The 21,781-nt window shown below is 67.8% G+C and carries 29 protein-coding genes; 17 read left to right on the top strand and 12 right to left on the bottom strand.

The window, feature by feature from the left end; all coding sequences use genetic code 11:
* The first annotated feature begins 19 nt into the window (after positions 1-19).
* The 3 genes from K8612_RS16540 (at position 20) to K8612_RS16530 (ending at position 2,200) form a co-directional block, all read left to right on the top strand.
* Positions 20-829, top strand: coding sequence for a P63C domain-containing protein (locus K8612_RS16540; RefSeq protein ID WP_223762968.1), 810 nt, complete (start codon positions 20-22; stop codon positions 827-829).
* Positions 830-920: 91 nt separating this feature from the next.
* On the top strand, positions 921-1,508 hold the full coding sequence (locus tag K8612_RS16535) for a phage tail protein (protein WP_223762967.1): 588 nt from the start codon (positions 921-923) through the stop codon (positions 1,506-1,508).
* A complete protein-coding gene (locus K8612_RS16530; protein WP_223762966.1) occupies positions 1,505-2,200 on the top strand; it encodes a phage minor tail protein L in 696 nt (231 codons plus the stop codon). The genes K8612_RS16535 and K8612_RS16530 overlap by 4 nt, the downstream gene beginning before the upstream one ends.
* A gap of 28 nt (positions 2,201-2,228) precedes the next feature.
* Here K8612_RS16530 and K8612_RS16525 read toward each other — a convergent pair whose 3' ends face one another.
* A complete protein-coding gene (locus tag K8612_RS16525; protein ID WP_223762965.1) occupies positions 2,229-2,927 on the bottom strand; it encodes a hypothetical protein in 699 nt (232 codons plus the stop codon).
* Between the two features lie 135 nt (positions 2,928-3,062).
* On the opposite strand from K8612_RS16525, the gene K8612_RS16520 reads away from it, so the two are divergent.
* Genes K8612_RS16520 through K8612_RS16500 form a run of 5 tightly spaced genes read left to right on the top strand, consistent with a single transcriptional unit; the run spans position 3,063 to position 10,032 of the window.
* The gene (locus K8612_RS16520) at positions 3,063-3,794 is read left to right on the top strand and encodes a C40 family peptidase (RefSeq protein ID WP_223762964.1); all 732 of its coding nucleotides are present in this window, start codon (positions 3,063-3,065) and stop codon (positions 3,792-3,794) included.
* Entirely contained in the window at positions 3,788-4,846 is a 1,059-nt protein-coding gene (locus K8612_RS16515; RefSeq protein WP_223762963.1) for a hypothetical protein, read from the top strand. Before K8612_RS16520 ends, K8612_RS16515 begins: the two co-directional genes overlap by 7 nt.
* A gap of 1 nt (position 4,847) precedes the next feature.
* On the top strand, positions 4,848-7,328 hold the full coding sequence (locus K8612_RS16510; protein ID WP_223762962.1) for a host specificity protein J: 2,481 nt from the start codon (positions 4,848-4,850) through the stop codon (positions 7,326-7,328).
* Between the two features lie 10 nt (positions 7,329-7,338).
* A complete protein-coding gene (locus K8612_RS16505) occupies positions 7,339-9,483 on the top strand; it encodes a Hint domain-containing protein (protein ID WP_223762961.1) in 2,145 nt (714 codons plus the stop codon).
* Between the two features lie 9 nt (positions 9,484-9,492).
* Positions 9,493-10,032 carry a hypothetical protein gene (locus K8612_RS16500; protein WP_223762960.1) on the top strand — a complete coding sequence of 180 codons (540 nt, stop codon included), beginning with the start codon at positions 9,493-9,495 and terminating at the stop codon, positions 10,030-10,032.
* 3 nt (positions 10,033-10,035) lie between these two features.
* On the opposite strand, the gene K8612_RS16495 is transcribed toward K8612_RS16500, so the two are convergent.
* Positions 10,036-10,395, bottom strand: a complete 360-nt coding sequence (locus tag K8612_RS16495) for a hypothetical protein (RefSeq protein WP_223762959.1) — start codon at positions 10,393-10,395, stop codon at positions 10,036-10,038.
* A gap of 152 nt (positions 10,396-10,547) precedes the next feature.
* Here K8612_RS16495 and K8612_RS16490 point away from each other — a divergent pair, with 152 nt between their 5' ends.
* The 7 genes from K8612_RS16490 (at position 10,548) to K8612_RS16460 (ending at position 13,894) form a co-directional block, all read left to right on the top strand.
* Complete coding sequence (locus K8612_RS16490; RefSeq protein ID WP_223762958.1) at positions 10,548-11,105, top strand: hypothetical protein; 558 nt, start codon at positions 10,548-10,550, stop codon at positions 11,103-11,105.
* A gap of 106 nt (positions 11,106-11,211) precedes the next feature.
* Positions 11,212-11,568 carry a hypothetical protein gene (locus K8612_RS16485; RefSeq protein ID WP_223762957.1) on the top strand — a complete coding sequence of 119 codons (357 nt, stop codon included), beginning with the start codon at positions 11,212-11,214 and terminating at the stop codon, positions 11,566-11,568.
* A complete protein-coding gene (locus K8612_RS16480; RefSeq protein WP_223762956.1) occupies positions 11,565-12,107 on the top strand; it encodes a transglycosylase SLT domain-containing protein in 543 nt (180 codons plus the stop codon). Before K8612_RS16485 ends, K8612_RS16480 begins: the two co-directional genes overlap by 4 nt.
* 129 nt (positions 12,108-12,236) lie before the next feature.
* Positions 12,237-12,713: a hypothetical protein gene (locus K8612_RS16475; RefSeq protein ID WP_223762955.1), complete on the top strand. Its 477-nt coding sequence runs from the start codon at positions 12,237-12,239 to the stop codon at positions 12,711-12,713.
* A gap of 64 nt (positions 12,714-12,777) precedes the next feature.
* Complete coding sequence (locus K8612_RS16470) at positions 12,778-13,101, top strand: hypothetical protein (RefSeq protein WP_223762954.1); 324 nt, start codon at positions 12,778-12,780, stop codon at positions 13,099-13,101.
* Positions 13,102-13,175: 74 nt separating this feature from the next.
* Positions 13,176-13,685: a hypothetical protein gene (locus K8612_RS16465; protein ID WP_223762953.1), complete on the top strand. Its 510-nt coding sequence runs from the start codon at positions 13,176-13,178 to the stop codon at positions 13,683-13,685.
* 29 nt (positions 13,686-13,714) lie between these two features.
* The gene (locus tag K8612_RS16460; RefSeq protein WP_223763032.1) at positions 13,715-13,894 is read left to right on the top strand and encodes a hypothetical protein; all 180 of its coding nucleotides are present in this window, start codon (positions 13,715-13,717) and stop codon (positions 13,892-13,894) included.
* A gap of 58 nt (positions 13,895-13,952) precedes the next feature.
* Here the strand turns inward: K8612_RS16460 and K8612_RS16455 are convergent, their stop codons facing one another.
* Both K8612_RS16455 and K8612_RS39570 read right to left on the bottom strand, forming a co-directional pair.
* Positions 13,953-14,666, bottom strand: coding sequence for a hypothetical protein (locus K8612_RS16455; RefSeq protein ID WP_223762952.1), 714 nt, complete (start codon positions 14,664-14,666; stop codon positions 13,953-13,955).
* A gap of 1 nt (position 14,667) precedes the next feature.
* Positions 14,668-14,982, bottom strand: coding sequence for a PadR family transcriptional regulator (locus K8612_RS39570; protein ID WP_373692110.1), 315 nt, complete (start codon positions 14,980-14,982; stop codon positions 14,668-14,670).
* A gap of 351 nt (positions 14,983-15,333) precedes the next feature.
* Here K8612_RS39570 and K8612_RS16445 point away from each other — a divergent pair, with 351 nt between their 5' ends.
* Complete coding sequence (locus K8612_RS16445; protein ID WP_223762951.1) at positions 15,334-16,041, top strand: DNA methyltransferase; 708 nt, start codon at positions 15,334-15,336, stop codon at positions 16,039-16,041.
* Between the two features lie 53 nt (positions 16,042-16,094).
* Here K8612_RS16445 and K8612_RS16440 read toward each other — a convergent pair whose 3' ends face one another.
* The 7 genes from K8612_RS16440 to K8612_RS16410 form a co-directional block, all read right to left on the bottom strand.
* Positions 16,095-16,583, bottom strand: a complete 489-nt coding sequence (locus K8612_RS16440) for an SMI1/KNR4 family protein (protein WP_223762950.1) — start codon at positions 16,581-16,583, stop codon at positions 16,095-16,097.
* An 11-nt stretch (positions 16,584-16,594) separates the two neighbouring features.
* A complete protein-coding gene (locus K8612_RS16435) occupies positions 16,595-17,236 on the bottom strand; it encodes a hypothetical protein (RefSeq protein ID WP_223762949.1) in 642 nt (213 codons plus the stop codon).
* A 92-nt stretch (positions 17,237-17,328) separates the two neighbouring features.
* The gene (locus K8612_RS16430; RefSeq protein ID WP_223762948.1) at positions 17,329-17,526 is read right to left on the bottom strand and encodes a hypothetical protein; all 198 of its coding nucleotides are present in this window, start codon (positions 17,524-17,526) and stop codon (positions 17,329-17,331) included.
* A gap of 38 nt (positions 17,527-17,564) precedes the next feature.
* The gene (locus tag K8612_RS16425) at positions 17,565-17,990 is read right to left on the bottom strand and encodes a hypothetical protein (protein ID WP_223762947.1); all 426 of its coding nucleotides are present in this window, start codon (positions 17,988-17,990) and stop codon (positions 17,565-17,567) included.
* 51 nt (positions 17,991-18,041) lie between these two features.
* Positions 18,042-18,248, bottom strand: coding sequence for a hypothetical protein (locus K8612_RS16420; RefSeq protein ID WP_223762946.1), 207 nt, complete (start codon positions 18,246-18,248; stop codon positions 18,042-18,044).
* Positions 18,249-18,498: 250 nt separating this feature from the next.
* Positions 18,499-18,906 (bottom strand): hypothetical protein, encoded by a 408-nt coding sequence (locus K8612_RS16415; protein WP_223762945.1) that lies wholly within the window; start codon positions 18,904-18,906, stop codon positions 18,499-18,501.
* A 2-nt stretch (positions 18,907-18,908) separates the two neighbouring features.
* Positions 18,909-19,949 (bottom strand): hypothetical protein, encoded by a 1,041-nt coding sequence (locus K8612_RS16410; protein ID WP_223762944.1) that lies wholly within the window; start codon positions 19,947-19,949, stop codon positions 18,909-18,911.
* Between the two features lie 158 nt (positions 19,950-20,107).
* On the opposite strand from K8612_RS16410, the gene K8612_RS16405 reads away from it, so the two are divergent.
* Positions 20,108-20,584, top strand: coding sequence for an SMI1/KNR4 family protein (locus K8612_RS16405; RefSeq protein ID WP_223763029.1), 477 nt, complete (start codon positions 20,108-20,110; stop codon positions 20,582-20,584).
* A gap of 7 nt (positions 20,585-20,591) precedes the next feature.
* Here the strand turns inward: K8612_RS16405 and K8612_RS16400 are convergent, their stop codons facing one another.
* On the bottom strand, positions 20,592-21,377 hold the full coding sequence (locus tag K8612_RS16400; RefSeq protein ID WP_223762943.1) for a hypothetical protein: 786 nt from the start codon (positions 21,375-21,377) through the stop codon (positions 20,592-20,594).
* Positions 21,378-21,781 lie beyond the last annotated feature (404 nt).

Below are 21,781 nucleotides of genomic sequence, written 5' to 3'. Positions count from 1 at the left end.
TTCCCCGGAGGTTGTCCCCATGAGTCGTTGCAGGCCCAGCAGCATCCAGGAGTTCGATTTCGAGTCCAAGAGGGTCAGGTCCGTGACGGGGCCGGATGACCAGCCGTGGTTCGTTGCGGCAGACGTGTGCGCCGTGCTCGGACTCAGCAACCCGCGAGACGCGGTGGGGCGCCTCGACGAGGACGAGAAAGCGACCGTCGGCAATACCGACGGTCGGCCGGGCCAAGGTGCGCAGTCCTTTAATATCATCAGCGAGTCCGGCGTCTGGGCCCTGACGTTCCGGAGCCGGAAGCCCGAGGCCCGACGCCTTCGGAAGTGGGTGACGAAGGAGGTCATCCCTTCCATCCGCAAGACGGGCGCCTACGTCGTGCCGATGCCAGTGGTTCGCGAGGCAGTGGCGAGGCTCTTCGTGCGCCCAACGTTGGGTGCCTGGGCGAAGCGCTTCCCGGACGAGTTCTACTGGCACATCTACCGGTTGCGCGGGTGGACCTGGAGGAACATGGAGGTCAATCACCCACAGGCCGTCGCTACCTACACCATCGACTACATCTACGAGCGCATCGCTCCGGGTTTGCTGGATGAACTCGTGAAGCGCAACCCTGCAAACGAGCGCGGCAGCCGCAGGGCGCGACATCACCAGTTCCTCACGGACAACATTGGCCATCCCGCGCTGGAGCGGCACCTCTATGCGGTGCTCAGCATCATGCGCGCGTCCACGACATGGGGGGACTTCACTATTGCGATGGACCGCTTCCACCCTCGCCAGGGTAGGAACCTCTTCCTGGCGCTCGTGGATGATCTCCTCCCGCCGCCTCAGTTCCTGCCGTAGAAGTGCAGCAGAGCCTGCTCGGCCGCAGTCCACGCCTCCTCCGAAGATGGCCAGCATGAGCAGGTTGACTCTCGGCGGTAGGCGATAGGGCATGGATCGCTTCCTCTTCACCCCGGACTACGGGGCCCAGGCGGACTCGGTGCCCCGGGTGCGCAAGGCGCAGTTCGGCGAGGGCTACACCCAGCGCTCCGCGGACGGCCTCAACCCCGTCCTGCGGCGCTGGGCCCTCCAGTTCTCCAACCTCTCGAAAGTGGACGCGGACGGCCTGGAGGCCTTCCTGCGCGCCCGCGCGGGCGTCGAGGCCTTCGAGTTCGTCACCCCGGACACGGCCTGGGCCGTCACCGCCCAGCCCTTTGGGGTGGGGGACGGGGCCCAGACGCAGTGGCTCCTGCAGCGGCCGCTGTCCCCGGAGGTGCCGGGGCTGCTGGTGCCTGCCACGGGCTGGACTGCGCCGCCCACTGTCTACGTCGCGGATGTCGCCCAGGTGGAGGGGACGGACTTCGGCCTGGCCGCCTCGGGCCTCGTCACCTTCGCCGCGGCGCCGGCCGCAGGAGCCGTGCTCACCTTCACCGGCGCGGGCGAGCTGGTGGCGCACGTGGTGTGCGAGGAGTGGCACCGCGTCGCGAAGGGCTTCAACGCCTACGACTTCACCGCGACGTTCCAGGAGGAGGCCGGGTGAGCATCGCCAGCGACATCCAGAGGCTGGACGCGGGGGCTCTCGTGGAGCTCTTCGTCTTGGACGCCACCAACTTGCCTGGCGGAGGCGCCAGCCACTTCCACGCTGGTACCAACGGCCTCCGCGGGCCCGTCGTCTGGCAGGGTATGGCGTACGAGTCCTGGGCCATCCAGGTGAAGGGCTTCGACAAGTCCGGTATGGGCCGGCTGCCCAGGCCCACCCTGACGCTCGCCAACGTCGCCGGCACCATCGGCGCCATGGCGCGGGACCTGAACGACCTGCTGGGCGCGCGTGTCCTCCGGAAGCGAACCTTCGTCCGCTACCTGGACGCGGTGAACTTCCCCGGAGGCGTCAACCCCACCGCCTCGCCGCTGGACGCCTTCCCGGACGACGAGTTCGTGGTGGACCAGAAGACGGTGGAGAACAAGCACGTCATCGAGTTCAGCTTGGCCGCGAAGTGCGACCTGGACGGCGTCCGAATCCCGCTGCGCATCATCACGCAGATGTGCCCGTGGGAGTACCGCAGCGAGGGCTGCGGCTACGCGGGGCCCCCGGTGGCGAAGCTGGACGACACGCCCACGTCCGGCGCCCCGGAGGACCGCTGCGGGAAGCGCCTCGCGAGCTGCAAGCTGCGCTTCGGGGAGAGGAACGTCCTCCCGTACGGCGGATTCCCTGCAGTGGGACTCATCAGGTAGGTAGCCCGATGGGGTTTTTGTTCTATGGTCAATCCGAAGTGCCTGACGTTCTTTGGCTGTCGATACGAATCTTGGGAACAAGGGCCATGGGTCTCATTGGGTTGAACGATTCGAAATATTTTTGAATCTCGCCAAGGATTTCGTCAGTCCGTCGCTCAAGATCCAGTATTCCGTGTCCGCGACTGCCTAGCTCGCTAAGGATTTCGTTGTGAATCCAGCGATAGTTCGTGGCAAGTGTGTCGCGATGCTTTCCGGCATTTAGTCCCTCAATGTACTTCCTGAGACTCTTGTTCGTGGTCTCGTGAAGCACCTGTAGGCGTTCTTCCAGGAAAGAGACCACCTTTTCCCTTATAGCCATAGGGATGAAGGGGTCTGATTTAATTCTTCTGGAGAAGTCGCCAATATTCTGCCGCTGGGTGCTAACGGGTAGCCGTTCAGGCAGGGTTTTTCCACCCCGTGCAAGCATGTTGTGAAGGTCTTCATTGATTAGGCCTACAGCTTCTTCGACAGGCTTTTGCTTGATCCAGTGATTGGATGAAGAGGGGATGAATTCGCTGATGAGTTCGTCTGACAATTCCTTGAGTCTTGCGATGGTGTGCTTGTGGTATTCGGTGTTGATGGTGTTCAGTAGGCCGCGCTTGGCGCTTATGTATGTGAGGATGGAAACTGTTCCGGCCGCAGTGAAAAAGGCGATCTGAGCGATCTTGTGAATGTCGTCGAGCGTCATTTGTTTGTGCTTGTTCGATGAAGCTGTGGTGGGTTGCGTGTTTGAGGGGTGGTGACTGAGACGCCTCGTTAATCGAGGGCGGCGCGTCTGTGCAAGGCGGTGGATTCCGTCCACGCCCGTCTTCACCATGTCGGTATGGTCGACCCCTGCCGGCTGACGCTGGCCGATGACGTTCTGGGCGCCGCGCTCGCCCACGCCCAGGAGGAGTACCCGCGCGAGTCCTGCGGCCTCGTGGTGCTGGTGGACTGCTCCCAGCGGTACCGCCCTTGCCGGAACCTCGCCGACGGCCAAGCGCACTTCGTTCTATCTCCCGAGGACTACGCGCGGGCAGAAGGGGAGGGCGAGGTGCTGGCGGTGGTGCACTCCCACCCGAACGCCGCGCCGGAGCCGAGCGAGGCGGACCGGGTGATGATGGAGCGCTGGGGCCTGCCCTGGCTGATCCTCAACGTGCCCGTGGGGCACTGGCGCCTCTGGTACCCCGACGGCTACCGGCCGCCGCTGGTGGGCCGCACTTTCAGTCACGGCGTCCTGGACTGCTACTCCCTCATCCAGGACTACTACCGGGAGCGCCTGGGCCTGACGCTGCCCGACTTCGAGCGTCCGGACGACTGGTGGGCGAAGGGCGGCAACCTCTACCTGGACGGCTTCGGCCGGGCGGGCTTCGTGGACGTCACTGGCCAGCCCCTGCGCGAGCACGACGTCCTCCTCATGCAGCTGCGCGCCCCGGTGCCCAACCACGCGGGCGTGTACCTGGGCGGGGATGTCCTCCTGCACCACGTCATGGGGCGCCTGTCCGGCCGGGAGACGTACTCCGGCTTCTGGGCGCGCATCACCCAGCGCGTCGTGAGGCACTCCTCCCGATGCTGACGACCATCGTCCTGGGCGGGCCCCTGGGAAAGCGCTTCGGGCGCGTCTGGAAGCTGGACCTCTGTGTGCCCTCGCCCGCGGAGGCGGTGCGGGCCCTCTCGGCCGTCTGCGACGGCTTCCGGCGCTACCTCGCGGAGAACAGCGAGCCCGGCTACCACGTCTTCGCGGGCAAGCGGGACGTGGGGGAGGACGACCTGGGCATGCCCACCGGCGCGCGCGTCCTCGCCCTCATGCCCGCGCTGGCGGGGGCGAAGTCGGGCTGGTTCCAGGTGGTGGCGGGCGCGGTGCTCATCGCCGCCGGTGCCGTCCTCTCCGTCTACGGGTACGGCGCGGGCGTGCCCCTCATCACCGCGGGCATTTCCCTGGTGGTAGGCGGCGTCTCGCAGCTCCTCTTCGCCCCTCCCAACGCCACCGGGCCGGACGAGGACGACGCCAACAAGCCCAGCTACGTCTTCAACGGCCCCGTCAACACGCTCGCCCAGGGCCACCCGGTGCCCATCTGCTACGGGGAGATGGAGGTGGGCAGCTGCGTCGTCTCCGCCGGCATCGTCACCGAGTGGTCCGATGGTGGCTTCGGAGGCAGCAGCGGCAGCGGGCAGACGGGCCCCGGCGGGGCCGAGCCGGGTGGCGGCACCTGCCCTGCGCCGTGGGTGCCCATCCTCCTGTCGGACGGACGCGAGCTGCCCGCGGGCGAAGTCCAGGTGGGCATGCTGGTGCGCACCCAGGACGAGGAGACGCTGGAGTGGGGTTGCTTCCTCGTCACCGCCGCGGAGCCCGCAGAGGGCGTGCGGTGGCTGCTGGAGCTGGAGGACGGCCGGCGCCTGGAGGCCACAGGCAACCACCGCGTGCGGACGGAGGACGCCTGGGTGGAGCTGCGCCACCTCGCGGCCGGCACGCGGCTGGTGGGCGCGCGGCCGGGCGTGGTGCGCCAGGTGACGCGCGGCGAGCGAGGCCCCGTGGTGCGCCTCACCGTGGCGGGCGCGCACACGTACGTCTCCGACGGCCTCCTCAGCCACAACGTCAAGAAGGCGGACCCGACGGTGGAGGACTGACATGGGCGGCAGCAGCGGCGGCAAGGGGGAGGGCGGTGCACAGCGCACGCCCGTCGAGTCCCCCAACACGTTGAAGTCCAGCTCCAAGGCGCGCGTGCTGGACTTGCTGTGCGAGGGGGAGATTCAGGGCCTCGTGGACGGGCTGAAGTCCGTCTACCTGGACGGTGTCGCCATCCAGAACCCCGACGGCACCTTCAACTTCACGGGCGTCACCGTGTACGACGTGAAGGGCACCCAGTCCCAGGAGTACATCCCCGGCTTCCCCTCCGGTGAGGCGGAGCACTCCGTGGGCGTGGAGGTGAAGCACGCGGCCCCGGTGGTGCGCACGGTGACGGACGCGGAGGTGGACGCGGTGCGCCTCACCCTCCAGGTGCCCCAGCTCACCTACCAGAATCCCACGACGGGCGACTTGAAGCCCACCTCCGTCCTCGTCTCCATCGCCGTGCAGAGCAATGGGGGCGGGTACGTCACTCAGGACTTCGAGGGCGCGGAGTACTTCCGAGGGAAGTGCACCAGCCCCTACGAGCGCACCTTCCGCGTGGAGCTGACGGGTGCACCGCCCTGGGACATCCGCGTCACGCGCGTCAGCGAGGACGCGGACAGCGTGACGACGCAGAACAGGGTCATCTGGAAGTCCTACGCCACGCTGCTGGACGAGAAGCTCAGCTTCCCCAACACCGCGCTGTGCGCGCTGCAGGTGGCGGCCAGCCAGTTCTCCAGCATCCCCACGCGCAGCTACCGGATTCGCGGGCTGCGGGTGCGCGTGCCCAGCAACTACAACCCCTCGGCCCGGACGTACGAGGGCACCTGGGACGGCACGTGGAAGGTGGCCTGGACGGACAACCCGGCCTGGTGCTTCTACGACTTGCTCACCACGGAGCGATACGGCCTGGGCCGCTACCTCAACGAGGCCGCGGTGGACAAATGGGGCCTCTACACGGTGGCGAAGTACTGCGACGAGCTGGTGCCGGACGGGAAGGGCGGCACGGAGCCGCGCTTCCGCTGCAACCTCTACCTCCAGACGCAGGAGGACGCGTACAAGGTCATCAACAACCTCGCGTCCGTCTTCAGAGGCATGACGTACTGGGCCTCCGGCGCCGTCTTCGTCGCCCAGGACGCGCCGCGCGACGCCGAGTACCTCTTCACGCCGGCCAACGTGGTGGACGGCCTCTTCACCTACGCCTCCAGCGGGAAGCGCGCGCGGCACACCGTGGCGCTCGTCACCTGGAACGACCCGGACAACCACTTCAAGGCGGCGCAGGAGTACGTCACCGACGAGGAGGGCCTCGCCACCTACGGCTACAACCCCACCGAGGTGGTGGCGCTCGGCTGCACCTCGCGGGGCCAGGCGCAGCGCGTGGGCCGATGGCTTCTCCTCACGGAGCGGCTGGAGACGGAGACGGTGACGTTCCGCACGGGCTTCGAGGGAGCCATGCGAAACCCCGGCGCCGTCGTGAAGCTCCAGGACCCGTACCGGGCCGGACGCCGGTGGGGTGGGCGCGTGGTGGCCGCCACCGCCAGCCAGGTGGAGCTCGACGCCGACGTCACCCTGGAGGCGGGGAAGACGTACGCCCTCTCCGTGGTGCTGCCGGACGGCACGGTGGAGGAGCGCCCTCTGGCCGCGCTCGCGCCGGCACCCTACCGGGCCCTCACCGTGGCTACGCCCTTCGCGGCAGCGCCCCAGCCCCACGCCGTCTGGGTGCTGGCTGCGTCCGACTTGACGCCCACCCTCTGGCGCATCCTCAACGTGGCGGAGGTGGAGCCGCACCTCTACGAAATCACCGCCCTGCGCCACGAGCCGGGGAAGTACGCGGAGGTGGAGTACGGGGTGAAGCTGCAGCCGCTGCCCACGTCCGTGCTGCCTTCGTCCGCGCCGCCCGCGGGGCTGGTGGTGGGCGAGTCGCTGTACAAGACGACGAATGGCGGCGTGAAAGTCATGGCGACGGCCCGGTGGACGCAGGTGCCCACTGCCACCGAGTACCGGGTGCGCTGGCAGCGCGAGGGCGGCAACTGGACGTCGGAGGCGCCGGTGCAGACGCACTACTGGGAGTTGCTGGACTGCCTGCCGGGCGCGTACACCGTGCAGGTGGCCGCCGTCCTCAACGGACTCGTCACCACCTACGCCTCGGCCAGCTACTCCGTGCAGGGCAAGGCCGCGCCGCCCTCGGACGTGACGGGCCTCAGCTATGCCCTCAACGGCAACACCGCGACGTTGCGCTGGGCGGAGGTGCCGGACTTGGACAGGGACACCTACGAGCTGCGCTACGGCGCAAGCTGGGAGGCGGGCACCCTCATCGGCAAGGTGCGCGCCACCACGTGCGAGTGGGCCCTGCCGGTGCCGAGCGTCAACCAGGTGGTGTACGTGAAGGCCATCGACACCTCGGGCAACTACAGCACCGGCACGGCGAGCGTCCTCATCCTCGCGGCGCCCACGGTGCCGGCCACCCTCACCCTGGGGATTTCGTCCACGCCCCCTCCGTAAACGGGAGGGCATGCGCTCGCGCGAGCAGGAGGAAGCGGCCGGCATCTACGACCGTGAGGTGGACGGCGTCCGCTCTCCGCAACTCGTCAAGTCGCGCTACCTGGACATCCGCTGGACGCACGACGAGGTGCTCCCCGCCCACCTCCTCGCCGGCTTCCAGGTGGTCGTCTACGAGGGCAGCGACCCCAACGACACGGACCGCTACCTGCTGGAGCCGCGGAAGTTCGGCCCCTCGGAAAGGCGGTGGGTAGCCCCGCTGAAGCTGAAGGCGCAGACGGAGGTGAAGTGCGCCGTCCAGGCCCTCTACACCAACGGCAGCCAGAGTAGCTGGCGCGTCCTCGGCGGCGGCGTGGTGGCGGACCCGGACACCGTCACCATGGCCGTGGCGGACCTCTCCAACGTCCCCACCGGCAGCGTCTCCGCCCGGCACATGTCGGCCAGCTCCATCACCAGCGCCGCGGTGGCGCCAGAGGCCATCAGCTTCACCCACCTGTTGCTGCCGCCCACCGACAATCTGGTGCCCAACGGGTACTCGGAGGCCGGGGCCGAGGCGGTCGGGAAGTTCCCCGAGGGTGACTGCCTCGTGGAGGAGCCCTCCAACGCGAAGGAGGGGCGCTGGTGCCGGAAGCTGCCCGTCCTGGCTGGGGGCGGCTACACGGGGCTCAACTTCATCGGCGGTTTCCAGAGCACGGCGCCGGGCGGTCGCATCCGCTGCACCGCCGGGGATTCCTTCTACGCGGAGGCATGGGTGAAGTCCTCCGCCGCGCTCGCCCAGGCTGGCGCCAACCTGATTCTCCTCTGGGAGGATGCCAGCGGCGCCTACAGCGGCCAGTCCACGAGCACCTTCGTCACGCTCACCACCGCGTACCAGCGCGTGAAGGTGAAGGGCGCTTGCCCAGCGGGGTGCACCGGCGTCGAGCTCTACTTCGAAATCAACGCCGCCAGCTCCGACACCGGGAAGGCGGTGTACGTGGACGCCGTCTCCATGCGGAAGATGGTGACGTTCGACTTGCTGGTGGCCAACACCCTCCAGACGTCCAACTACGCGGAGGACGGTAACGGGGTGCCCGTGGCCGGCGCGAAGCTGGACAACGTGGGCACCGCCTTCAAGGCGGCCGGCGGCAACGTCCAAATCGGCAGCTACCTCCTGGACACGCCCTTCTTCCGGGCGAACCAGGCCCTGGACGGCACGTCGGCCGCAGGGCGCGTCCACTACCGGGGCAGCAACAACACAGGCGTGCGCGGCGGCGCGCCGCTCATCGACAGGCTGGACGTCCAGTGCACGGACTACGCGAAGTACTCCACGCCCCTTGTCCACTCGTGGCTGACGCACAACTTCTTCGTCCAGCCCTCCAGCGTGGACGACAACCTGGACGCGCTCCGCTACCTGAAGGTGGACTACTACAGCGGCTCGCCCAGCCTCGCGGCCACCTTCCGGGGAACGCGCTTCATCGCACTCGCGGACAGGAAGTACGCCAACGCCGTCGAGGGCAACGCCTCCAACCGCTTCGCGGTGAGCCACACCTTCAACGCGCCGGCCGCCCTCTCCGGACTGGCTGGCTCGGGGCTGGGTGAGTACGTCGCTCTGCTGGTGGAGGTGCACAACGTCTACGGGGTGAGCGCGGCCGCGTGGTTTACCCCCATCTTCGGCAACGGCCTCAACAGCAGCTTCTCGCGCTCGGCCTCGGCGCCCTTCACAGGCGGGCCCTCTGGGGGCGGGGGCGGGGGCTCCGGTGGGACGGGCGGCACGTGCGTCGCGCCCGAGACGCTCATCACCCTGGCGGGCGGGCAGGAGGTGCCCGCGGAGCAGCTTCGCCCCGGCATGCGCGTCCTCACCCAGCACGAGGAGACGCGCCGCGTGGGCGTCTTCGAGGTGGTGGCCGCATCCAGCCACCGCGCCTCGCGCTGGCGGGTGGAACTCACCGACGGCCGCGTCCTGGTGGCGACGCCCAACCACCTCCTCTACCGGCGCTTCGCGGGCTGGACGCAGGTGCGCGCGCTGCTTCCCGGCGAGCTGCTGGAGGGCCTGCGCCCGGGACTGGTGCGCCGCGTGGCGCCGGAAGGGGAGGGCGCTGTCGTGATGCTCACCGTGCACGGTGCCCGCACCTACGAGTCCGAGGGGCTCCTCAGCCACAACATCAAGCAGTCCATCTAGGAGTCGGCCATGCCCACCCTCACGCAGAGCGACGTCTACGCCATCAATGCCGCCGAGGCCCGGAAGCGGGACCTGCGCCTGGAGGTCGCCCGCATCAAGGGGCAGATGGACGCGTCGGCCGTGCTGTCGCGAGCAGCCGCGGAGGTGAACTCCGCCACGCTGGTGAAGAAGACGGCGCTCGAGCAGGAGCTGCTGCAACTGGAGTCTGGGGGCGCGGCCCCAGGTAGCAGCGACGACTGGGGGAAGTACTCCACCGTCGAGATGGCGGCCCAGGACGAGCGCTTCTACGCGAAGGACAAGGGCTATGACTGGCTCGTCTACAACCCGCTGGCCACCTTCGAGGAGACGGTGGCCGAGTTCGAGAAGTACATGCTGGAGCAGCGGACCGCCCGGGGGCGGCCTTGGCTGCTCCAGCGCGGCGAGGGGCTCGTCCGCGAGTGGCAGGCGAACGCATTCGCGCGCGGGCTCATCGCGGAGGACTCCTGGCCCACCCTCCGCGACTGGCTGATCGCCGTCGGGAAGGAGCGGGCGCTCGGCGCGGCGGCGTAGGCGTCAGCCCGCCTGCTGAAGCGGGGGCTGCGCTTCCTGCCGCTGGCCAGCGTCGGCTTCGGCCGCCTCAGCAGCGCGCCGGGTGTTCGCCTCGATGGCGACCTGGCACAGGGCCATCTGGGCCTGTAGTTCCAACGCGAAGGCGCGGCTTCTTCCCATGCTGACGCCGATGAGAACGCCGATGATGGCCCCTCCCGTGAGGGCCACTGGCCGCAGGTCGTCAGCAGAGGCGCTAAGGATGAATCCAATCGCCGCGCCGACGACGATGCCCATAAAACCATACAGCACAACGAGGCGCGACGCTCGGCTGTACAAGTCCTCCGCATGCTCCTGAATCACAGACGGGTCGTAACGCAATGCCATGGGGGTCCCCTTGAAGCGGCCTGAGGGCTCGCAAAGCAGGAAGCGTCGCATGGGTATTGCGCTACCGAATAGATGGGGCGGTTTTGCCCCTACCTGGGCGTGAATGGCGGGGGACCGGACGCTGTCCACGCGACCGTTGACCATGCGGCGGTATGCCCCCCGCTCCCCGCCGTACCCCCGACAACACCGTCCGCGAGGACCTCGCCCGGCTCGCTGCTCAGCAGGAGGCGACGAACGAGCGCGCCGGTACTGCCCTCAAGGCGGCCGAGCGGATGGCGGTGGACCTCCACCGGCTCATGGAGGGCGTTCAGACGGAGGTGCGCAGTGTCGGCGAGCGCATGGCCACCGCCGAGCAGGTGCGCCGCTTGGAAGACCGCATCATGGAGGTGGACCGGCGCGTGACGGAGCACGCGCCGGCCGTCGGCGCGGTGCCGGGACTGGCGGCGAAGGTGGAGGCGCTGGAGAAGTCCTCTGCCGCCCACGGTGTTGCGGTGGAGGCCATCCCCGCCATCCGGGAGCGCCAGGACGCGCAGGAGCACCGCAACTCCCGTCAGGCTGGGGCGCTGTGGGTGGTGGGCGTCGTCGTTGGCCTGCTGGGGCTCGCTGGGCTGCGCGACTGCGGACGCTGGTTCGTCCAGGCCCAGGCGCCCGCCCAGCACCAGTCCATCCAGGACGCGCCCGAGCCCGGTTCCTCCACGAGGCGCCGGTGAGCCTCGCCCTCTTCGCCGTGCACGTGCTTGCCGCGTGTGTGGCCATGGCCATGGCCGCGTGGCGAGCCTGCGGGCCTTCGACTCCGGCACCTATCGAGTCTGCACGATGAAGCTTCGCACCTGGCACCTGGAGGCGGCCGTCGTCTACGTTGTCCTCATCGCCGTCAACCTCGTCACGCGCGCGGACGCTCTGGAGTGGCTGGGCGCGCTGGCAGTGGCGCTCGGCTTTCACCATGCCTCCGTCTCGTCTCGCATGGCCGAGGCGGAGGCTGCGCGGCCCGTCCCCTCCGTCGAGTGCTTCCGGATGGCGGCCCTCTACTTCGTCGGCAAGGAGGTGGCGTGGTTCGCCTACTTCGCCGCGAAGGGCTCGTACTCCGCTCTCGTCGGCTGCGCCGTCTTCGCCGTGCACCCTCTGTGGCGCCGCTGGTACCGCGCCCGCTTCCCGAAGGTGGTGACGTCGTGACCCTGACTGATCTGGAGCAGCACCTGCCGAAGCATCTGGCGCAGTGGAGCCGCGAACTGCTCGCTGCGTCTACGGTGACGCGCCTGTGCCCATACCTGCTGGCGGGCATGTGCGACCGCGAGTCGCGCGGAGGGCTCGCGCTCACGCCGAGGGGCCCAGCCGGCACCGGGGACAAGGGGCACGGGCGCGGACTCATGCAGGTGGATGATCGCTTCCACCCGGGCTTCCTGGTCGCGTCCGACAGTACCGGGAAACACCTGTGGAAGCTGCCCGCGTACAACATCCTCTACGGCGCGCTGCTGCTGCGCTCGTACCTGGACTCGCTCAAGGACGTGCACCTGGCGCTCGCCGCCTACAACGCGGGCGTCGGCAAGGTGCGCCGGGCGGCCGATGCCATCACGGTGGGCGGGGACCTGGCGAAGCTGATGGAGCAGCGCCGTGCCGCCGCCGACGCGCTGACGTCCGGTGGCGACTACGGCCGGGATGTCCTCCGGCGTCGCGCGCAGTGGGCCCCCGCCGAAGCGTCGCTGGAGTCATGAGCATGGGACGCCCGCCCCACTGCCGGCTGTGCGGGAAGCGCCTGGGCCAGTGCGACCACCCGCGCTGGCTGCCGCGCCGCTGACCCGCCATCTCACAGTCCAACCCGCAGCACCATCAGGAGCATCTGCATGTCCAGCCCCGCGCCGTACACGCCGCCCGCCGCGCTCGTCGAAGCCGCCGAGAAGGCCCTGGCCCAGGCCAATCCCGGCAAGCTTGCCACCGCCCTCACGCTCTACACCTGCTATGGCAGTGTCACCGGCGGGCGCTCCGCGGTGACGGGCGCCGAGTTGCCGCCGTTCGAGAAGTGCTCCGCGCTGGTGCGCGCCGGCTGGCTCGCGGTCGCCGAGGCCATCAACACGCCGGTGGCGTCCGTGAAGGGCGCCCCGATGGTGCCGCCGGGCCAGAAGCCCAGCGTGGGCCGGGCCGTCCACTACCAGCGCGACGAGGTGGTGTGCGCGGCGGACATCACCGCGGTCAACGACGACGGCACCATGGAACTCCTGGTGAAGCCGCCCCGCTTCCTGCCGTTCACGGCGAGCAACGTGTCCCAGGCCCCCACCGAGGCACCCGAGGCCGGCAAGTGGAACTGGATGCCGCGCGTCTGACGCCTTCCTCCAGCTTCGGCCATCCATCCCTCGGCCTCCCCGAAGCACCACTAGGAGCACCTGAATGAACGCCACCACGAAGCCCCGCACCGGTCGCGAACAGTTGCTTGAGCGGTTCCGGACGGCCATCCGTGAGGACGTCGCCAAAGCGAGCACTCCGTACAACGGGAGGAACACCGCGTCCTTCACGCTCCGGCACTTCGTCCACCCGAGCCACTACGACCTGGCCTTCGACTTCATGCGCATCTGCTCGGAGGAGCTGGGCGAGCCCCTGGACGAGCGTGGCGTGTGGAAGTTCGGCGCCGAGGGCGAGCTGTGGCTGCCGAAAGCGCTGGCTCTGCGCGCGAAAGCGATGAAGTCGGGCGTCGAGGTCCCCGCGGCCACCTGACGCATTCGTCCGGCAGCTGCCGGCGCCTGCCCGGGGCGCTCCCGGGAGCCCCACACCCCAGAAGGAGCAACACCATGAAGAAGCGTCTCACCCTGGCCGCGTGCCTCGCGGTCATCCTCTCCGCGCCGGTGGCCCTTGCCCAGGCGTCCACCAGCACCGCCGCAACGTCCTGGACGACGGCCGAGGCCATCGGCGCCGGGCTGGTGGGCATCGCCACCGCCGTCATCGGCCTCTTCGCCGGCGGCACCTGGCTCACCGAGCGGCGCAAGCGGCGCATCGCCCTGGGCGCCTACCACGCCTTCCATGTCGTCGAGGACATCGCCGCCGAGGACCCGGAGGAGAACCTCGCGGACAAGGCGGCCAAGGGCCTGGAGGTCATTGACAACTGGATGAAGGCGAACGGCTGGCGTCCGCTGAAGCCCGGCGAGCAGGCGCTCGCGAAGCTCCAGTTCTCCGCGCTGCACGGCGAGCAGAAGGCGGAGGAGAAGGTGCAGGAGCAGGCTCTTTCCGTCGCGCTCGGCGCCGTCGCCTCGAAGGCGGCCCTGGAGGGCGCGGTCCCTACGACGCCCCGCGGGCAGCAGTAGCCGCGGGGCTGTCGCGGGTACTGAGCGACTTGCCGGTGCGGACCGGCTACCTGGAGGCCCAGGCGGGCGTCTCCTCCCTTACGGGCGCCTACACGCGTCTGGAGGGTGGGGCGCGGCTCCGGCAGAACCTAGGCCTCTTCGGTTTCGCGGAAGCCAACCAGCGCGAGCGGATGGCCGGAGCTGGCGTGCGGTGGACGTTCGGCGGGTGAAGCACCGCGGCCCGCCCGAAACATTTCGGGTGGGCCGCTGCCTCAAGTTTGCTGTCCTTTACTTCTTCGTGAAGAACATGAGCAGCTTCAAAAGCGTCACGATCGGGCCGATGAGGTATTGCAGAGTAGAAAGGAACGCATACCAAATCCCCATAGCCAGACGCGCGACGACTGCAGAGCGCTCTTCACCAGCGGCAAGGCGACGGTTGATGACCTCCAAGAGGTCACCAAGATCCTCCTTCGCGATTCGGCTCGGAACGAAGAGCGAGAACGTGTTGATGATGCGGCTCGCCCGGATCATGAAAACGTCGTTGGGCTCAACAAAGATGCCGCTCTGGAGCTGGCGCTGACGCTCAATCAGGCGGCGCATGAAGATGCGAGCGCCCGTGTCCAAAATCGGGTACGACGCAAGGAGCAGGTGGATTCCCGTGAACCACCACGTGTGCTGGAGGTCGGGGCGCACGAAGTGCCCGAAAGCCACCCACGTGAGTGCGGCTGAGACTGACATCCAATACCGCTGCGCCGCCATCTTTGCCACCGTGCTTGCCGTGGCGAGACTCAGCGCGATCGTGATGGTCGACATCATGAGCAGTCGGGCTCGCGCAGCCCGACGCTTGAGCTTCGTCCTTTCCTTTTGCGAGAGATTGAGCGCCTGATTCTCGCACTCAATCACAATTAATGCGCTGCGAACCAGCACCTCCTGAAACACGCGGAGGTTCAAGACGTACCGTTCAGTTTCGGTCAGGCTCAACAGCGCAGAGTTTCCGTTCACTTCAGACTCCCTGGGGATGCAACAGCAACGCGAGAAGCCCTTGCTGCTGCGTGGTGGCTGCGCGCCTACCCTCCGCCGTGAGGCGGTAGTAAACGCGGGGCCGACCACCTCGATCCGACGAGGCATCGCCTTCCCTCGACGTCACGAGGCCGTCAGCCTCTAGTTGCCGCAACGCAGGGTAGGTGTTGCCCGAGGTGAGCGTGACCTGTCCCTTACTTCGTTGCGTGACACGTTCCATCAGATCAAGGCCGTAACCATCGCCGTGCATTAGCTCGGCAAGAATTGCAGCGGACGCACTCAACTTCGCGGTCGTCATCATTTTTCCTTTCGTTCACCGTTACGTATTGATACGGTGGTCACAGTCCTTCATGGCTCAATGCCAATGAGGGCCTGTATGCAATTCATGCAGATTGAATTGCTCGTTACTCAGCCGCGAAGTGAGTTCTACTGTGTTTGCGTTGGTTCTCTCCGGATTGCGACGGGGCGAACACGGGGACTCCGGGCGTGTCAGGTGGGTGAACCAGGGCGGAATGCCCTCGGTGATGTTTATCTAAATCCGATAAAACCCCCTGTCAAGACGAGGTGCCGCCAAGGCCAAGTGGCATCCCGCGTGCATCACGCGCGCGTGTGGTGCACCTCCGCGCCACGTCCTCACGAGGCCCCCAGAGTGAATCCCTACTTCCAGTCCGACACCATCACCCTGTTCCACGCCGACTGCCGCGACGTGCTGCCTGGACTCCCGTCCGGCTCCGTGGACGTACTGCTCACCGACCCACCCTACGGGATGGCCTACGAGGCCAAGGCGAAGAGCGGCGCGGCCATCCGCGCGGACGGCTCCCGCCAGGGCATGCGCGTCTTTCGCCAGGCGCTCATCGCCGCCAGTCCCGCGCTGAAGCCGGACTTGCACGCGTTCGTCTTCTGCCACTGGGAGAGCTGGCCGGACTTCTTCGACGCGGCGAGTGCCCACCTGAAGATCAAGGGCGCGTTGATGTGGTGGAAGGCCCGTGGAGGCATGGGTGACTGCGCCGCCAGCTTCGCGCCGGACTACGAGGTGGTGCTCCACGGCGCGGGCCCGAGGCGCCGGCCGCTCGCCGGGAAGCGGCACGGAGCGGTCCTCGATGGCTACCCGCCGGTGCCCGCGCGGGCGCGGACGCACCCCACCGAGAAGCCGGTCAACCTGCTGAGCTACCTGCTGGAGCGCTCCTGCCCGACGGGCGGCCTCGTCCTGGACCCATTCGCCGGCAGCGGGGCGACCCTGGTGGCCGCGCAGCAGCTCGGGCTGCGTGCCGTGGGTGTGGAACTGGAGGAGCGCTACTGCGAGGCCGCCGCACGGCGTCTTGAGGCAGGCGCGATCACGGCTGCCCGCGCCGCCTGAGCTGCACCCGGTTCCGGTTTTCCTATCGAATGGCGGCGAGAAACCGGAACCGCTCAGCCCTCCGACGAACTCTCGCTCAGCCAGAAGTAGTCGTCCCCGCTGGCCAGCGCCTTCTCCAGGAACTCGCTGAAGGACGATGCGATGATCCGGCTGTGGACTGGGTCCGGGAACGTCCCGTGGTACCCGTCTCGCAGCGGATATCGTCCGTCCTTCTTCTGCGACACGTCTACCAGTACGAAGTCCGTGTCCTGGAGGTCCACCAGCGTGTACCAGGTTGCGGGGCCATTCGCGTCCTCGTCCCGCCCCTGGATGGCCACGCGCCCGCGGCGAACCTGGGCGAGCGGGAGGATCCAGAAGTTGGTGTCCGGCCAGGGCATGAAGAGGGCAGCTCCATCGCAGTGCCGGTAGAAGGCGCGCAGGTCATCGTCGAGCCTCCAGCCCACGCGTGCCTCGAAGGCCGCGAGCTCCTCGGCAGCTGCGGGAGGATTCGGGAAATGGTGCTGGTCAACTTCCGCGAGCAATCGCTGCATGAGCGTGGACATGGGCTCCGACCTCAATCCGCGTACGGGCGCTCAGGACCCGGCGTGAGCCACTTCCCGCCGGGGGCGTAGCAGGCCGGGTACTCGGTGTTGATGGTGGTGTGCACGTCATCAGGGACGGGCAAGACGTTGCCGGGCGCCGTCGGATCTCCTCCATGAAGGAAGTCGCGCAGGTGGTGCCCGGGCCACGCTCGTCCCGCCGTGTTCGGCCAGGTGCCGAGCTCCTTCGCCCACTCCTCGCGGAAGCGGATGCGGGAGCGTGACCACACCTTTCGGAGGCTCTCAGGGTCCGCCACCTTCGGGTAGTCGCAGCAGCAGTGGGTGATGGCGAGACGTCCGCCGGCCTCAGCGGGCATCAGCAGGAATCGCCCCTGCCAGTCGCCCTTGATGTCGGCCAGCCACATGCAGCCCATGAGGGGGAGCCCCTGCGCCGAGCACTTCGACTCGCAGCGGGATAGGAACGCGGCACTGCACTGCCAGGGCCCGTAGTAGATGGTCGTGCGCATCTGCCCGCCGTCTGGCGTCGTGAAGATGGGGCTGACCCACTTCGCGTGCGCTGGACTGCCGCCCCCGGCGATGGTCGCCGAGCCGCAGCCAACGACGGCGAGGAGAGCGGCAACACTCGCGGAGCGGTGGAGGGGGAGGACGGCTGGCATGGCTCAACATGCCAGCACGGCAAAACGAGAAAGTTAAGTCTTGTCAGATGGATAGACCCACCGGGTAGGGATGGCGGGACAACCCTGGCGTGCTACTCATTCTCCGGTCGTACGGTGCCGTCCAGGCCCACGATGAAGCGTAGCCGTCCGTTCTCCCGGTACGTGGCGAGCACCTCTTTGCTGCCGCGCCGAGGCGAGAACGAGAAGATGGGCAGGCCATGGACGAGGTGGCCCTGGCGGGTGGGCAGGAGGCCCACAGGCGTGAGGGCGTGACGGAAGAAGGAGGCCATGTCCTCGAGAAGGGCCGGACCTCCCCCTGCGCGCCAAGCTACGTCTTCCGCTCTGCTTCAGCTTCAGCCGCTGCCTCTTCGTCCAGGTCGCTTTCCTGGAAGATGGCACCCGTCAGGTCGAAGTAGAGGTTCTCTCCCCGGTAGGCCTTGAGACGCTTTGCGAACTGCTCGTCCAGTCGCGTGACAGCACGCTCGGCGTCGTAGGTCCCTGTCCAGTAGGTCCCATCGGGTCGTTCTTGCGCAACTTCGTATTGTCCGCGGTCACCCACAAGGAGGGTCTCCACGTGCGGCCCGCCCGTGGGCAAGTATGCGTCGCAGACGCTCCATGGGCGGTAGGCCCGCTGTGCGGCCTCCGCGAGCAGCAGGAGGCCCGGGTGATGAGGTGGCCTGCCCGGCCACGTGTATTCGTACCCGGCATGTGGCCGGTGTTCTTTCCGCTTCGGCTTCCGCTGCTTCGTGGTCATTCGGCTCTCCTCTGGTGGACTGCCGAGTATGTATCGAATCCGCGCGGGGGCTCATGATACGCCCTCGTCATCCTCGTCATTTCCAGGGGTTACTGACGCTGCGTTCCTTTCGGCCCCGCCCACGTTCTTCATTTTCCGGCAGACGTACTTGTAGATGGGCCAAGCGAATGCATCCGCGCGGTCATCACGCCTGTGGCCACCGTCCTGGCCGGTGAACTTGCTGAACTGCTCCTCGAATTTCTTGCGCTTGCTCGCCATGTAAGCGAGCCCGCCTTCCGCCGTCGCGGAGGTGGGGGCTGCGCAGTCCGCCTTTGAATGGAGCACGATGGCGTGGGCGTGGTTGGCGCCTCCGAGGGTGGGCGCAAGACGCTCACTCTGGAGGACGCGGCGCGAGCTGGCCCGCAGGTGAAGGCCTTCACCTGCGTGGAGTCCCGGTCCGACGTGCTCAGTTTCCTCCGACTGCCTTCACGTCGTGACACACAACTGGATCGCGACGCCCGGAGTGCGGCTACTTCTCTGGTCGCACGCTGCCGTCCTGGCCCACGGTGACGCGCAGCGCGCCGGACGCTTCGCCAGAGACGCCGATGCTGTAGAGCCGCCCCGACTGAAGCTGCTGGGCGGGCTCCACCGTCTCGAAGCCGTCCGGCGCCTCGCCGTAGACGATGCGGCGTCCGCGCGTCCCGCCGAAGGAGAGCGCGCGCACGTGCCACAACGTTTTCCCCTCTTCGGTCACCACGCGGATGACGTCGTACCGCGGCGGGCCGCCATCCTGGGATGGCTCATCCACGAGGAAGGCCGGGCTTGGCAGGTGCTCGCTGCTCGATGCGAGCGTCACGTCCAGGGGCGGCTGGCAGGCGGTGAGGAGCGCCACTTGGAAGACGACGAGCGCGAGCGGCAGGACTCGGTGGAGGCGCATGGTCACGGTGCTCCCTGGCCGGCGCGGAGGGCCTTCTTCGCGGCCTCGAACTGCGCAGTGTAGTCCTTGCCGTCGAGCTTGAACGGCGCCGGGGGCGTTTCAAAGCAGCCCTGGCCGAAGGCCAACTCGATGAACTCTGCCTGCTGCTCCGGGTTCATCTCCTCCCACGACTTGCCTGCCCGGAGGGCCTTGCCGACGTTGTAGCCGTCGCCGAAGAGCTGCGCCACCAACGCCTCGCTCATGTAGTCGTTGCCACCATTCTGGTGCTGCCACACGTGGGCCGCCTCGTGCACGAGCAGTTCCGGCTGGAGGGGCAGCGAGTCCTTCGGGATGTAGAGGGTGTCCCCGTGCGTGAAGGGGCGTCCACCCACCGTGAGGAGTCCCGCGTTGCCCTCTTTGATTTCGATGCGCGTGTAGTCGATGGAGTCCCCGTACACCTTGTGCAACGCCGCGAACTCGTCGTCCGTCAGCTTGCGGCCGGCGGGCTCGATGAAGAGCATCGTCTGGATGGCGCTGAGAACGCTCCCGCCCAGGCGCAGGAGCCCGTCCGTTGGCGTCTGGATGGCCTTCAGCAGGCTCAAGCCGAGCTGCGCGAAGCCCTCCTTGAAGCGGCCGGTGAAGATGTTGGCGAGGCCCTTGCCGGCCGTCTCCGCCATCTCCCAGGTGTTCTTCAGGGTGCCCTTGACGCTGTCGTAGATGCCCTCAGCGATGCCGGCCACGCCGTCCACCACACGCCCGCCGAAGTCCGTCAGCGCGTCACCGATGGAGCTGAAGAACCCCTGAGCCGCGACGCGCGGCCCGCTCTCCGCCGCCTGCGTCAGCCCCTCGGCCGGCGGGCGGATGGTGATGGCCGTGGGCGTCGTCGCGCGGCGGGCCTGGTCGACGAGCGCCTTCTGGACGGGCGTGTGCGGGGTGAAGGCGTCGACGGTGTTGATGGCCCGCTCTAGCGCCGGGGGCTTCGGTGCGGAGCGCTGGGGCTGCTCCGCGGGCTCGCGGTATGTGGTGGGGAGGAGGGCGGTGCGGCTGCGTGAGATGGGGTCCATGCTGGCTCCGGAAGGCGTTTCCCTCCGGAACGGTGCAGCGCGCGTGCCTCGGACCGCTCCTCTGCTGCCGTAGTGGAGTACCATCCACCCCGAGAGACAGCCGTCCAGTTCTGTGCTCCGTGATGCGGCTCAATCCTCCGGAATCGAGAGACGTGGCAATGTCGATGGAACGCATAAAGACCCTGCTGACCCATCCACTCGCTCAGCCGCTGAGAGGCTGTTCCGAAGCGGAGTTGTTGCAGTTGGAGCGCAACATCTCGCTTCCACTCCCTCCCTCTTACAGGGGCTTTCTCCGCCTCGCAGGAGGGGGAGCCGGCAAGCTCTTTTGGGGGTCGGACTGGGGACCCGGCATTGTTCAATCCTTCGCCAAGGACCTGAGGGAAAATCGACGGCTTGATTTGTATGGGCTTGAAGAGGACTTGCCTGAAGATGCGGTCATCTTCTTGTCGCACCAGGGCTATTATATCGAGTTCTTCCGGGCAAGCCTCGGTGATTCATCTTCAGTTTACTATTTCAGCGAGGGACAGGAGATGAAGACTTTCAAAGCGATGGATTTCACTGTTGGACCATGGCTTGAAGAGAGCATTTCCGCGAGCCTGGATGAGTTGACTGACTCCGAGCAGCGCAGGCGTTAAGTGCAGCTCAGAATCCGCACGTGTGGAAGTTGCCGGACGACGAGTACTGGCACTGGGCGGGGTTGCTGCACAGCGAGCCGCACTGGTTGTTGCGCCCGGGGATGGAGCAGGTGCCGCAGAAGCACGTCGTCTGGTGCCCGAAGGACGTGACGAAGGTGGAGCAGAAGCCCGCGGAGGAGCCTGTCTCCACGGCGCAGTTGCTGGCGATGAGCACCCCAGCGCTCGTCGCGCAGGTGAAGTGAACACGGGGCGTCGCGGCGCTGGCGCCAGAGGCCGTGGCGCAGACGCCGTTGGCGTCGATGCTGCCGCAGGTGCAGGCGCCATTGCCGGCGGAGTCGAGCCGTTTACATCGGCCCGGCCCGCACTCCATGGTGACGATGCCCTCCTGTTCGTCGCACCGCACCCAGGTATCGCCGGAGCAGTAGCCGTACTGGTTGACACCCTCGCAGGCACCGCCGACGCGGACGCAGCCGCTGTGCGCCTGGTTTGGCACGTAGCCCGGCGCGCACGCGCAGGAGTTGCCCGCAGTGTTGCAGGTGGCGTTGGCGGGGCAGGTGCCGCAGACGCCTCCACACCCGTCCGGGCCGCACGTCTTGCCGTTGCACTGCGGGACGCAGATGCAACTGCCACCGCTGCACGTGGTGCCGCTTCGGCACGTTCCGCATGCGCCACCGCAGCCATCCGGCCCGCAGGACCTACCGGAGCAGGAGGGCGTGCAGATGGGGCCGCTACCTCCATCACGGGGCGTGGAGCCCCCGTCCTGCATGGGCACTCCGCCGTCCACCTGACTCACACCGCCGTCCGAGGAGCCTCCGTCCTGCAAGACAGGAGGCCGCGTGGGCGGACCCTCGTCCAGATCCTCGGACGGGCCGCATCGTAGGGCCGTCACGGCGACGAGAAGAAGTAGGGCGAGGCGAGGCAGGGAAGAGGGGCGGCGCGGGCTCAAAGGGTGTCCTGGGTGGCGCGCCGGCGCGATGGCATTCGGCGCAAGAGCGCCGACCAAGAGCAGGACGCGTGCCGCGAACACATCTCGCTACCTGCGGGCGGCATAGGACTCCCGTTTCGGAGGGTGTCTGCGGGCAGGGAAGCCGTGGCCGGCTCAACGACGCCCGCTACGCGAGAAGGCACGGACGCTTAGCCTCGTCCTGCTGCCCACGGGCGCCTGGACGGACCTGGCGCCCGTGGTGGACCTGGATC

The organism is Corallococcus sp. AS-1-6 (assembly GCF_020037015.1).
Taxonomy (GTDB): domain Bacteria; phylum Myxococcota; class Myxococcia; order Myxococcales; family Myxococcaceae; genus Corallococcus.
The sequence above is the reverse complement of the archived record's forward strand: the minus strand, read 5'-3'. Positions and strand labels throughout refer to the sequence as shown.